This window comes from Streptomyces rapamycinicus NRRL 5491 (assembly GCF_024298965.1).
Lineage (GTDB): Bacteria > Actinomycetota > Actinomycetes > Streptomycetales > Streptomycetaceae > Streptomyces > Streptomyces rapamycinicus.
In genome coordinates, this window is record NZ_CP085193.1 from 1331942 (window position 1) to 1345451 (window position 13510).

Below are 13510 nucleotides of genomic sequence, written 5' to 3' on the forward strand. Positions count from 1 at the left end.
CCTCCGCGACGCGCCAAGGAGCCTCCGCTAGATGTCGAACGAAGAGAAGCTGCTCGACCACCTCAAGTGGGTCACGGCCGAGTTGCGCCAGACCCGTGAGCGTCTGCGGGAGGCCGAGTCCGCCGAGCCGGAGCCCATCGCGATCGTGGGCATGGCCTGCCGCTATCCGGGCGGGGTGCGGTCGCCGGAGGAGCTGTGGCGGCTGGTGCGGGACGGCGAGGACGCCGTCTCCGGCTTTCCCGCGGACCGGGGTTGGGGCGTTGAGGAGCTGTTCGACCCGGATCCCGAAAGCTATGGGAAGTCCTATGTGGACCAGGGCGGATTCTGTTACGACGCGGCCGAGTTCGACGCGGCCTTCTTCGACATCAGCCCCCGCGAGGCCCAGGCCATGGACCCCCAGCAGCGGCTGCTGCTGGAGACCGCGTGGGAGGCGTTCGAACGCGCCGGGCTCAACCGGGCGTCGCTGGGCGGCAGCAACACCGGCGTGTTCGCCGGGGTGGGCTCGCATGACTATCTGTCGGTCATCGGCGACATCACCAGCGAGGTGGAGGGCTACGTCGGCCCCGGGAACCTCGGCAGTGTGGTGTCAGGGCGGGTGGCGTACACGCTCGGCCTCGAGGGGCCCGCGGTCACGGTGGACACCGCGTGTTCCTCGTCGCTGGTCGCCATCCATCTGGCGTGTCAGGCGCTGCGCAGCGGCGAATGCGATCTGGCCCTGGCCGGTGGTGTGGCCGTGATGGCCACACCCGGCGCGTTCATCGAGTTCTCCCGCCAGCGCGGCATGGCCCCGGACGGCCGCTGCAAACCGTTCGCGGCGGCCGCCGACGGCACCGGATGGGGCGAGGGCGCCGGGTTGATCGTCCTGGAGCGCCTGTGTGAGGCGCGGCGCCGCAACCGCCGTGTCCTCGGGGTGATCCGGGGCTCGGCGGTCAACCAGGACGGTGCGTCGAATGGTCTGACGGCGCCGAACGGGCCCTCGCAGCAGCGGGTGATCCGGCAGGCCCTGGCCAACGCGCAGCTGTCCACCGCCGAGGTGGACGCGGTCGACGGACATGGCACCGGGACCACCCTCGGCGATCCGATCGAGGCGCAGGCGCTGCTGGCCACCTACGGACAGGGCAGGCCGGAGGACCGGCCGCTGTGGCTGGGCTCGATCAAGTCCAACCTGGGGCACACCCAGGCCGCGGCCGGTGCGGCCAGTGTGATCAAGATGGTGATGGCGATGCGACATGAGCTGCTGCCCGCCTCGCTCCACATCGACGAGCCGACGCCGCACGCAGACTGGGCGTCGGGTGCGGTGCGGCTGCTGGCCGAGCCGGTCGCGTGGCCGCGTGGGGAGCGTCCGCGCCGGGCCGGTGTGTCCGCGTTCGGGATCTCCGGTACGAACGCCCATCTGATCCTGGAGCAGGCCCCCGAACCGGCCGAGGTCGCCACCGCATCGGACACCTCGGGGGGCGGGATTTCGGCGGGTGGTGTGGTGCCGTGGGTGGTGTCCGGGCGTGGCGCCGAGGCGTTGCGCGGTCAGGCCCGGGCACTGGCCGAACGGGTGGCCACCGACCCGGAGGCGTCAGCGGAGGACGTCGGCTGGTCACTCATCACCACCCGGTCCGTCTTCGACCACCGCGCCGTCATCGTCGGCCAACACCGCGACGAACTCCTGACCGGACTCAACGCCCTGGCCACCGGCAACACCCACCCCACCATCATCGAACCGAGCACCACCACCAGCCTCGGTATGGGCCCAGTCCTGGTCTTCCCCGGCCAGGGCTCCCAATGGCTCGGCATGGGCGCCGGACTCCTGGACGCCTCACCCGTCTTCGCCACCCGCGTGGCCGAATGCGAACAAGCCCTCACCCCCCACATCAACTGGTCCCTCACCGAAGCCCTCCGCGGCGGAATCAACACCGCCGACCTCGCCCGCGTCGACGTCGTCCAGCCCCTCCTGTGGGCCATCATGGTCTCCCTGGCCGCCGTATGGGACCACCACGGCGTCACCCCCGCCGCCGTCGTCGGCCACAGCCAAGGCGAAATCGCCGCCGCCTGCGTCGCCGGAGCCCTCTCCCTCGACGAAGGCGCCCGCATCGTCGCCCTCCGCGCCCACGCCCTCCGCCACCTCACCGGCCACGGCACCATGGCCTCCCTCACCCTCAGCCAAAACCAGGCAGAGGAGTTCCTCACCGAACTCGGCAAAGACGCCCACAACGTCGCCATCGCCGCCATCAACGGACCCAACTCCGTCGTCATCTCCGGACCACCCGAACAAGTCACCCACACCGTCACCACCTGCGAACAAACAGGCCACCGCGCCCGCCTCATCGACGTCGACTACGCCTCCCACAGCACCCAAGTCGACGGAATCACCGATGAGTTGAGGGCGGTGCTGTCGGGGATCGAACCCGTCCAGGCGGAAGTGGAGTTCTATTCGACCGTCACCGGCACCCGCATGGACACCGGCGGACTCGACACCGCGTACTGGGTCAAGAACCTCCGCGAACGAGTGCGCTTCGCCGACGCCGTACGAGCACTCCTCGACGACGGCCACCGCGTGTTCATCGAAGCCAGCACCCACCCCGTCCTCACCATCGGCATGCAGGAGACCTTCGAGGAAGCCGGTGTGCCCGCGGCCGCGGTGCCGACCCTGCGCCGGGACCATGGCGACCACGCCCAGTTGATGCGGTCGGTGGCGCAGGCGTTCACCGCCGGAGTCAGCGTCGACTGGACCCGCTGGTTCCCAACCGACCCCGCGCCCCGCGTCCTCGACCTGCCCACCTACGCCTTCCAGCGGCGGCGGTACTGGCTGGACGGGCGGGGTGGCCACAGTGGCGACCCGGGCGACCTCGGGCTGGGGTCCGCGGAGCATCCGCTGCTCGGCGCCGCCGTGGAACTCGCGGAGGGCGGCGCCCATCTGCTGACCGGCCGCCTGTCGCCACGGAGCCATCCGTGGCTGAACGACCACCGGGTGCTGGACACCGTCCTGCTGCCGGGCACCGCGTTCGCCGAGCTCGCCCTGCACGCGGCCGCGCGCACCGGCTGTGACCATGTGGCGGAGCTGACCCTGCACGCGCCACTGGTGATTCCGCAGGGCGAGGCGGTCGATGTGCAGATCGCCGTGGCCGCTCCCGATCACACCGGTGAGCGTCCGATCACGGTGCATTCACGGCCGGCGGCCGATACCGGCGACACTGCTTGGACCCGGCATGCCACCGGTGCACTCGCCACTTCCGCCGCGCCCAACTCCCGTGCCCTGGAGGGCGTCTGGCCGCCACCTGGGGCGACAGCGCTGCCCGTCGAGGACTTCTACGGGCAGCTCGCCGACCACGGATACCACTACGGACCGTCCTTCCAGGGCCTCACCGCCGCGTGGCGGCTGGACGGCGACGTCTACGCCGAGGTGTCCCTGCCCGAAGGGGAGCGCGAGGGCGCGGCCGCGTACGGCATCCATCCCGCCCTGTTCGACGCCGCGCTGCACGCCCGTGCCCTGGACGTCGCCCCCGGTTCCGAGGACGCGCACCGGATCCTGCTCCCGTTCACCTGGAGCGGTCTGCGGCTGCGTGCCACCGGCGCGGACACCCTGCGGATCCGCATCACCCCGACGGCATCGGACCGGCTCAGCCTGCTCGCGGCCGATCCGACCGGCGCGGCAGTGGCCGTCGTGGACGATCTGATCCTGCGCCCGGTGCCGGAAGGGCAGTTGGGCCGGGCCCGTGCGGCGGGCAGGAATTCGCTGTTCCAGCCGGCCTGGACGCGGATGACACCGGCCGAGACCGCCCCCGCCTGCCGTTCTGCCGTGATCGGTCCGAGCGGCGGTCCCCTCACCGACGCGCTGCCCGATGCCTCCCACCTGCCGGACCTCGCCGCCGTGCGGGCGGCCGTGGCGGATCAAGCACCGGCCCCCGACGTGGTGTTCGCCTTCTTCGGCTCTTCCGCGGATGGCCGGGGCGATCCGGCGGAGCGCGCCCATGACCTGGGCAGGGCGGCCCTCGGGGTGTTGCGGGAGTTCCTCGCCGCCCCTGAATTCACCGACGCCCGGTTGGCGGTGGTCACCCGTGGGGCGGCCGCCCCGCAGAGCCATGACGATGTCCACGATCTGCCCGCCTCCGCCGTATGGGGTCTGGTGCGCAGCGCCCAGTCGGAGAACCCCGGCCGGGTCCTGCTGCTCGACCTCGACGGTCGGGACGCCTCACCGCGGGCCCTGGCCGACGCCGTGGCATCGGGCGAGCCCCAGCTGGCGCTGCGGGACGGGGTGGCGTACGTACCACGGCTGGTCCACGACGACGCGGCCAAGCGGCTCACCCCGCCGGAGGGGTCGGCCACGTGGCGTCTGGGGCTGACCGGCCACGGCAGCCTGGACCAGCTGGCGCTGGTCGACTGCCCGGACAACGCCCGCCCGCTGGGCCGGGGCGAGGTCCGGGTGGCGCTTCGGGCGGGCGGGGTGAACTTCCATGACGTCGTGGTGGCGCTGGGCATGGTGGAGGACCCCAGGCCACTGGGCGGCGACGGGGCCGGTGTGGTCGTCGAAGTGGGGCCCGGCACCGCGGAGTTCGCGGAGGGCGACCGGGTCATGGGCCTGTTCAACGGCACCGGGTCGCCGGTCGTCACCGACGTCCGGATGATCACCAGGATCCCCGAGGGGTGGTCCTACGCGCAGGCGGCCACCACACCGTCGGCCTTTCTCACGGCCTACTACGGTCTCGCCGATCTCGCTGGGCTGCGGGCCGGGGAGAAGCTGCTGCTGCACGCGGCCACCGGCGGAGTGGGCCTGGCGGCCGTGCAGCTGGCCCACCACTGGCAGGCCGAGGTGTACGCCACGGCGGGACCCGCGAAGTGGCACGCCCTGCGGGAGCGCGGTTTCGACGACCGCCATATCGCCTCCTCGCGCACCCTCGACTTCGAGGAGCGGTTCCGCGCCGCCGCCGGATCGGTCGACGTGGTGCTCAACTCCCTGGCCGGTGACTTCATGGACGCGTCGTTGCGGCTGCTGGCGCCCCGCGGTCGTTTCATCGACATGGGCCGGACCGACGTCCGCGATCCCGAGCAGGTCGGCGGCCAGTATCCGGGGGTCGTCTATCGCGCGTTCGACCTGGTCGGCGGGGCGGGTCCGGACCGCATTCAGCAGTTGCTGGCCGAGTTGTCGACACTGTTCGAGAACGGGGCACTGCAACCGCTGCCGACCACGCTGTGGGACATCCGCCGGGCCCCCGAGGCGTTCCGCTACTTCAGCCAGGCCCGCCACATCGGCAAGATCGTGCTGACGCTCCCGACCGCCCTCGACCCGGAGGGCACGGTCCTCATCACCGGTGGTACGGGCGCCCTCGGCGCCGCCACCGCCCGCCATCTGGTGGTCCACCACGACGTACGGCGGCTGCTGCTCATCAGCCGCCGGGGCCCCGACGCTCCGGCGGCCACGGAGCTGGCGGCCGAACTGACCGAGCTCGGCGCGTGCGTCTCCATCGTGGCGTGTGACGCGGCCGACCGGGCCGCCCTGGCCAAGCTGCTGGAGACCGTGCCCGACCACCATCCGCTCACCGCCGTCGTCCACGCCGCCGGGCTGCTGCGCGATGCCACGGTCGAGGCGCTCACGCCCGATCAGCTCGATGAGGTGCTGCGGGCGAAGGCCGACGCGGCGTGGAATCTGCATGAACTCACCCGCGACGCCGGGCTGTCGGCGTTCGTGTTGTTCTCCGCGGCGGCCGGGCTGCTGGGCGCCGCGGGCCAGGGCAACTACGCGGCGGCCAACGCCTTCCTGGACGCGCTCGCCGTGCACCGTCATGCCCAGGGCCTGCCCGCCACCTCCCTGGCCTGGGGGTACTGGGCCCAGGCCACCGGCATGACCGGTGGCATGACGGACACCGACCGGGCACGGCTGGCGCGGGCCGGGATGATGGGGCTGGAGACCGAACAGGGCCTCGCACTGCTCGACATCGCGCTCGACAGCGGCCTGCCGAACCTGGCGCCCATCCGGCTCGACCTGGCCACCATGCGGCGTGAGGCCCACGCCGACGATCTGCCGCCCCTCTTCAGGAGCCTGGTGCGCGGCGCCGCCCCGCAAGCGGCCACCGCAGCCGTCGCCTCGGGCGGGGCGGCACCGGCCGAGGCGTTCGCCGCCATGTCCGGGGAGGACCGGCAGCAGGCGCTCCTCAAGCTGGTGCGCAACGCCACGGCGACGGTGCTGGGCCATGACACCGCGGATGCCATCCACCCCGCCCAGAACTTCCGGGAACTGGGCTTCGACTCGCTGACCGCCGTGGAGCTGCGCAACCGGCTGGGCGCCGCCACCGGTCTGCGGCTGCCCGCCACGCTGGTCTTCGACCACCCCACGCCCACCGCGGTGGTGCGGCTGTTGGAGGAACGCCTGGTTCCGGCCGGGGCGGCGTCGACGGAGTCGCTCCTCACCGGCCTCGACTCCCTCGACGCCGCCTTGGCCGGGGGGATCGCCGACCGGGAGCAGCGGGCCCGGATCGCGGCGCGGTTGCGGGAGCTGCTGCGCAAGGCGGACGGCCCGTGGCAGGACGCGGACGGCGACGACAGCGCCGAGGAGGATCTGGCGTCGGCCAGCGACGAGGACTTGTTCCGGGCGCTCGACAACGAGCTGACCGTCCCCTCCGACGACGGTCTCCGATGAATCAGGACCGATGAATCAGCACCACTGGACCAGGACGACTGGACCAGGACCGCTCAATCAGGACAGCCGTGACGATCGGGTTGATGCGATATGACGGATGACGAGAAGCTCCGCAGCTATCTCAAGCGGGCGACCGCCGATCTGCGTCTGGCCAGGCGGCAGTTGCGCGAGGTCGAGGACCGCGCCCGGGAGCCCATCGCCATCGTCGGGATGGCCTGCCACTTCCCCGGCGATGTGGCGACCCCCGAGGACCTGTGGCGGGTGGTGGACGAGGGCGTGGACGTCATCTCCTCGTTTCCCGAGGACCGAGGCTGGGACCTGGAGAGCCTCTACGACCCGGATCCGGAGCACGCCGGCACCAGCAGCGCCCGCGAGGGCGGATTCCTCCGCGAGGTGGCCGACTTCGACGCCGAGTTCTTCGGGATCAGCCCGCGTGAGGCCGCGGCGATGGATCCGCAGCAGCGGCTGCTGCTGGAGACGGCGTGGGAGGCGTTCGAACGCGCGGGGCTCACGCGGGAGGCGCTGAGCGGCAGCGCCACCGGGGTGTTCGCCGGGGTGGACTCGTACCACTATCTGTCGCTCATCGGGCAGACGACGAGCGACTCGGCGGGCTATGTGGCCACCGGAAACCTCGGCAGCGTGGTCTCGGGCCGGGTGTCGTACTCGTTCGGCCTGGAGGGGCCCGCGGTCACGGTGGACACGGCCTGCTCGTCGTCGCTGGTGGCCATGCATCTGGCGGTGCAGGCGCTGCGGCAGGACGAGTGCTCGCTGGCCCTCGCGGGCGGGGTGACGGTGATGGCCACGCCCGGTGGGTTCACCGAGTTCTCGCGTCAGCGCGCGCTGTCCCCGGACGGGCGGTGCAAGGCGTTCGCCGCGGCGGCCGATGGCACGGGCTTCTCCGAGGGCGTCGGCCTGGTGTTGCTGGAGCGGCTGTCGGACGCGCGGCGCGACGGGCACCGGGTGCTGGCCGTGATCCGGGGCTCGGCGGTCAACCAGGACGGTGCGTCGAATGGTCTGACGGCGCCGAACGGGCCCTCGCAGCAGCGGGTGATCCGGCAGGCCCTGGCCAACGCGGGGCTGGCGCCGTCCGAGGTGGACGCGGTGGAGGCGCACGGTACGGGCACCACGCTGGGCGATCCGATCGAGGCGCAGGCGCTGCTGGCCACCTACGGACAGGGCAGGCCGGAGGACCGGCCGCTGTGGCTGGGCTCCATCAAGTCCAACATCGGGCACACCCAGGCCGCCGCCGGGGTGGCGAGCGTCATCAAGATGGTGCAGGCCCTGCGGCATGAGGTGCTCCCCGTCTCCCTGCACATCGACGAGCCGACACCGCATGTGGACTGGGGCGCGGGCGAGGTGCGGCTGCTGACCGAACCCGTCGAGTGGGCGGCGAACGGACGGCCACGCCGTGTGGGTGTGTCGTCGTTCGGCATCAGCGGTACGAACGCCCATCTGATCCTGGAGCAGGCCCCCGAACCGGCCGAGGTCGCCACCGCATCGGACACCTCGGGGGGCGGGATTTCGGCGGGTGGTGTGGTGCCGTGGGTGGTGTCCGGGCGTGGCGCCGAGGCGTTGCGCGGCCAGGCCCGGGCACTGGCCGAACGGGTGGCCACCGACCCGGAGGCGTCAGCGGAGGACGTCGGCTGGTCACTCATCACCACCCGGTCCGTCTTCGACCACCGCGCCGTCATCGTCGGCCAACACCGCGACGAACTCCTGACCGGACTCAACGCCCTGGCCACCGGCAACACCCACCCCACCATCATCGAACCGAGCACCACCACCAGCCTCGGTATGGGCCCAGTCCTGGTCTTCCCCGGCCAGGGCTCCCAATGGCTCGGCATGGGCGCCGGACTCCTGGACGCCTCACCCGTCTTCGCCACCCGCGTGGCCGAATGCGAACAAGCCCTCACCCCCCACATCAACTGGTCCCTCACCGAAGCCCTCCGCGGCGGAATCAACACCGCCGACCTCGCCCGCGTCGACGTCGTCCAGCCCCTCCTGTGGGCCATCATGGTCTCCCTGGCCGCCGTATGGGACCACCACGGCGTCACCCCCGCCGCCGTCGTCGGCCACAGCCAAGGCGAAATCGCCGCCGCCTGCGTCGCCGGAGCCCTCTCCCTCGACGAAGGCGCCCGCATCGTCGCCCTCCGCGCCCACGCCCTCCGCCACCTCACCGGCCACGGCACCATGGCCTCCCTCACCCTCAGCCAAAACCAGGCAGAGGAGTTCCTCACCGAACTCGGTAAAGGTGCCGCGGGGGTGGGCGTGGCCGCCGTCAACGGACCCGGTTCCGTGGTGGTCTCAGGGCCCCCGGACCAGGTCGCCCACGCGGTCACCGCCTGCCAACAAGCAGGCCGCCGCGCCCGGCTCATCGACGTCGACTACGCCTCCCACAGCGTCCAAGTAGACGAAATCGCCCATGAGTTGAACGAACTACTCGCCGGGGTCAAGCCGGTGCCGGGCCAGGTGGCGTTCTACTCCACCGTCACCGGCACCCGCATGGACACCAGCGGACTCGACACCGCGTACTGGGTCAAGAACCTCCGCGAACGAGTGCGCTTCGCCGACGCCGTACGAGCACTCCTCGACGACGGCCACCGCGTGTTCATCGAAGCCAGCACCCACCCCGTCCTCACCATCGGCATGCAGGAGACCATCGAGGAGGCGGGGGTCGACGCGGTCACCATCCCGACCCTGCGACGCGACCACGGTGGCGCGGCCCAGCTGGCGCGGTCGGTGGCGCAGGCGTTCACCGCCGGAGTCACGGTCGACTGGACCCGCTGGTTCCCAACCGACCCCGCGCCCCGTGTCATCGACCTGCCCACCTACGCCTTCCAGCGTGAGCGGTACTGGCTGGACGGAGAGGGCGGGCCGGGTGGCGATCCGGCCGATCTGGGGCTGACGGCCGCCGGGCATCCACTGCTCGGCGCCGCCGTGGAACTCGCCGACGGCACCACTCACGTGCTCACCGGCCGGATCTCCACGCGGTCCCATCCATGGCTCGCCGAGCATGTGGTGGCGGGTACGGTGCTGGCGCCGGGCGCGATGTTGGTGGAGTGGGCGCTGCGAGCGGCAGACGACGTCGGCTGCGGCGGGGTGGAGGAGCTGGCGCTGCAGGTGCCGCTGGCGCTGCCCGAGTCCGGTGGGCTGCGGGTGCAGGTGGTGGTGGGTGCCGCGGCCGAGGACGGGCGGCGTGAGGTGCGGATGTACTCGCGTCCCGACCGCGCCGACCGGCCCGACCGACCCGACGGCTCCAACGGCGTCGACCACGCCCCCGCCCTCGATTCCGGCCCGGACAGGGGGTGGGTGTGTCATGCGGTGGGCGTGCTCGCGCCCGCCGCCGACGCACCCGCACCGGTGGAGGGTCTGGGCGGGGCATGGCCGCCGCCGGGCGCGGAACCGCTGGACGTCGGCGCCTTCTACGAGCAGGTGATGGCGGCGGGGTACGGCTATGGCCCGGCCTACCAGGGCCTGACGGCCGCGTGGCGTCAGGGCGGGGATGTCCTCGCCGAGGTGGCGCTGCCCGATGCCGCGGGAGGGCGGGACGGATTCGGCATCCATCCGGTGTTGCTGGACGCGGCGCTGCATCCGTCGCTGCTGATGGACCGGCCCGAGGGCCAGGAGGAGGACGGCCAGGTGTGGTTGCCGTTCGCCTGGAACGGCGTGTCACTGTGGGCCACCGAGGCGGCCACGGTACGGGTCCGGCTGTCGCGGGACGAGGAGCGGCAGTCGTTGCGGCTGACCGTGGCGGACACGGTGGGCACGCCGGTGCTGACCGTCGACTCGTTGGTGACACGTCCAGCGGCGACGGACCGGTTGCGCACGGCCGCCCGCCCCGTGGACGGGCTGTTCACCCTGGACTGGACGCCCCTGCCCGCTCCGGCCACCGCGCCGTCCCCCACCTCGGTGGTCGGCGACGGCGGTTGGGTGGTGCTGGGCGAGGACCGGCTGGGGCTGGCGGAGCCGGTCCGGGCGGGCACGAGCGATGCCGTGGTGGGCCATCCGGACCTGGAGGCGCTGATCGCGGCCGTCGACGCGGGCGAGCCCGCGCCTGCCGTCGTCCTGGCCCATCCGTACGCCGCCGAGAACGGCCACGGGGACGGACTGGAGGCGACCGAGGAGCTGCTGGGGCTGGTGCAGTCCTGGCTGCGGCGCCCGGCGCTGGCCGACACGCGGCTGGTGGTCGTCACGCGGGGCGCGGTGGCAGCGGCCCGTCCCGACAAGGACACCGATGACACCGCACTGGATCCGTGCGGTGCCGGGGCATGGGGGCTGATCCGCAGCGCCCAGTCGGAGAACCCAGGCCGGTTTGTACTGCTCGACCTCGCTGAGAGCCACGAGGGCCACACGGACCGCGAGGTCCACACGGACCACGAGAGCCACACGGACCACGAGAGCCTCGTGCAGGCCGTGGTGCGCGCGATCGAGGCGCATGAGCCCCAGGTGGCGGTGCGGGGCGGACGGGTGCTGGTGCCCCGGATGGTGCGCGCGACGGCCGCGACCGGCCCGGCCATCGATGGCCAGGACGCGGAGGAGACCGCCGGGCTCGACACCGACGGCACCGTGCTGATCACGGGTGGCACCGGCACCCTGGGCGCTCTGGTCGCCGAACACCTGGTGCGCACATGGGGCGTCAGGCATCTGCTGCTGGTGAGCCGGAGCGGTCCGGAGGCCGCCGGCGCAGATGAACTCACCTACCGACTCGCCGAGTTGGGGGCGCGGGTACACATCGCCGCAGCCGATGTCACCGACCCGGACGCGGTGGCCGATCTGGTGGCCGGGGTCGATCCCGCACATCCGCTGACCGGTGTGGTCCACGCGGCCGGGGTGCTGGACGACGCCGTCCTCACCACCCAGACCCCGGAGCGGCTGGCGCGGGTGTGGCGTCCGAAGGCCACGGCCGCGGCCCATCTGCACGCCGCGACCGCGGGGCTGCCGCTGTCCCTGTTTGTGATGTTCTCCTCCACGGCGGGCACGCTGGGCGCCTCCGGGCAGTCCAACTACGCAGCGGCGAACGCCTATTGCGACGTCCTGGCCGCCCGGCGCCGCGCCCTCGGCCTGCCGGGGCTTTCGGTGGCGTGGGGCCTGTGGGCGGACGCCAGCGGGATGACCGGGCACCTGGGGGAGACGGACCGGGCCAGGATGAGCCGGTCGGGCATCGGGGCGATGTCCAGCGAGCGGGCGCTGGGGCTGCTGGACGCCGCCGTGCGCCACGGCCACCACCATCTGATCGCCATCGACCTGGACGTACGGGCCCTGGCGGGCCGGCCGACGCTCACCCTGCCCGCTCCCCTGCGGGCGCTCACCGGTGGCGGTACGGCCCGGCGCACCGCGGCCACGGCCCGGCCGCACACCGACTGGGCCGGTCATCTGGCCGCGCTGCCGGTGGAGGAGCAGCGCCGTACGCTGCTCAATCTGGTCCTCACCCATGCCGCGGCGGCGCTGGGCCACTCCGACCCGGGGCGGATCCAGACCGAACGCGGCTTCCTGGAGCTCGGCTTCGACTCGCTCACCGCGATCGAACTGCGCAACAGGCTGACGGCCGTGACCGGGCTGCGGCTGGCCACCACCCTCATTTTCGACCACCCGAATCCGGCCGCGCTCGCCGACCATCTGCATGCGGAATTGGCGCCCGGGGAGGTGGATCCGCTCGCCCCCATGCTGGGTGAAATCGACAGGCTGGAAAGCGCGCTGCTTTCCGTGGCCCGGGACGAGACGGCGCATGAGGCGCTGTTGAAGCGCCTTCAGTCCACGCTGTCGAAACTGGGGGCCCTGCACGGCGGCGGGACGGAGGAAGGCGAAGCGGTCGGCCGTATTCAGGACGCCACGGCCGACGAGATCTTCCAGTTCATCGACCAGGACCTGGGCCGAAGCGAAAGCGACGGAGAGCATGCACATGGGGGCACACGGTGATTGATGAGCGAAGCCGGAAGAAGCTCATTCTCGAGCACAGCCGCCGGATGAACGCCGCGGACATCGACGGGCTTCTCGAACTCTACGCGGACGAGGTCACGTTCGAGGATCCGGTCGGATCGGGGCGCAGGACCGGGCGGGACGCCCTTCGTGCGCATTTCGAGGAGCTCGCCGCGGCGGGTATCACCGAGATTCCCGGTGAGCCGGTCGCGGGGCAGGACGGGGTACATGTCCTGGTGCCGGTGACGGCCACCATGGACTATCTGCCCAAAGGCCCCGGATTCGCCGAGCGCGGCTGGCTGACGACCCCGGACGCCCCGGAGAACTCCCGCATCACCTGGGACTACGTCCTGATGATGCGCGCGGGGGCCGGTGGCCTCATTCAGGAACTGCAGATGTTCTGGGGGAGGTCGGACATTGGTATCGCCGGCTGATCCCCCACGACCCCGGCACCGCACAGGAGGCGTTCATGGCCGATGAGGCGACCCTCAAGAGGATGGCTCTGGAATACGCGCGGCGCATGAACGAGGGTGATGTGGAGGCCGTATTGGAGCTGTTCTCGGACGACATCGTCTTCGAGGACCCGGTCGGCGCGCCCCCGCTCATCGGAAAGGACGCGCTTCGCGAACACATCGCCTGGTCCATCGAGTGCCAGGTGCACGAGACCCCGGGCCGTCCGGTCACTTCCATGGACGGCCGCAGGGTGGCGGTGCCGACCACGGTCACGGTGTACGCGCCGGCCAAGCTCACCTTCAGCATCATCGGCGTGATCGAACTCGGGGATGACGGTCTGGTCCATCACGCCCAGGCTTTCTGGGGCATCACGGATACGAAAGTGGGCGATGGCCCCGAACTCACCGGCGTTGCGCATTTCATGGCGGTCACCCAGAACCTCGCCAAGATGGTCCAGGCCAAGGGCAGCCCCAGTCCCAGCCCGACGGGAAAGCCGTAAGCGGTGAAGGGAGGAGAGCG

General features: G+C 71.9%; 4 protein-coding genes. All 4 read left to right on the forward strand.

The features are described 5' to 3' along the window. The first annotated feature begins 31 nt into the window (after positions 1–31). Positions 32–6622, forward strand: a complete 6591-nt coding sequence (locus LIV37_RS05715; protein WP_121825780.1) for a type I polyketide synthase — start codon at positions 32–34, stop codon at positions 6620–6622. Positions 6623–6712: 90 nt separating this feature from the next. Beyond that, positions 6713–12538: a type I polyketide synthase gene (locus LIV37_RS05720; protein ID WP_121825779.1), complete on the forward strand. Its 5826-nt coding sequence runs from the start codon at positions 6713–6715 to the stop codon at positions 12536–12538. Then, positions 12535–12972, forward strand: a complete 438-nt coding sequence (locus tag LIV37_RS05725; RefSeq protein WP_020866148.1) for a nuclear transport factor 2 family protein — start codon at positions 12535–12537, stop codon at positions 12970–12972. The genes LIV37_RS05720 and LIV37_RS05725 overlap by 4 nt, the downstream gene beginning before the upstream one ends. 35 nt (positions 12973–13007) lie before the next feature. Further along, entirely contained in the window at positions 13008–13490 is a 483-nt protein-coding gene (locus tag LIV37_RS05730; protein WP_020866149.1) for a nuclear transport factor 2 family protein, read from the forward strand. Positions 13491–13510: the final 20 nt, after the last annotated feature.

Excerpts from the sequence above, each read along its gene's own strand:
- LIV37_RS05730 (WP_020866149.1), top strand. The coding sequence starts at position 13,008 with ATGGCCGATGAGGCGACCCTCAAGAGGATGGCTCTGGAATACGCGCGG.
- LIV37_RS05715 (WP_121825780.1), top strand. The coding sequence starts at position 32 with ATGTCGAACGAAGAGAAGCTGCTCGACCACCTCAAGTGGGTCACGGCC.
- LIV37_RS05720 (WP_121825779.1), top strand. The coding sequence starts at position 6,713 with ATGACGGATGACGAGAAGCTCCGCAGCTATCTCAAGCGGGCGACCGCC.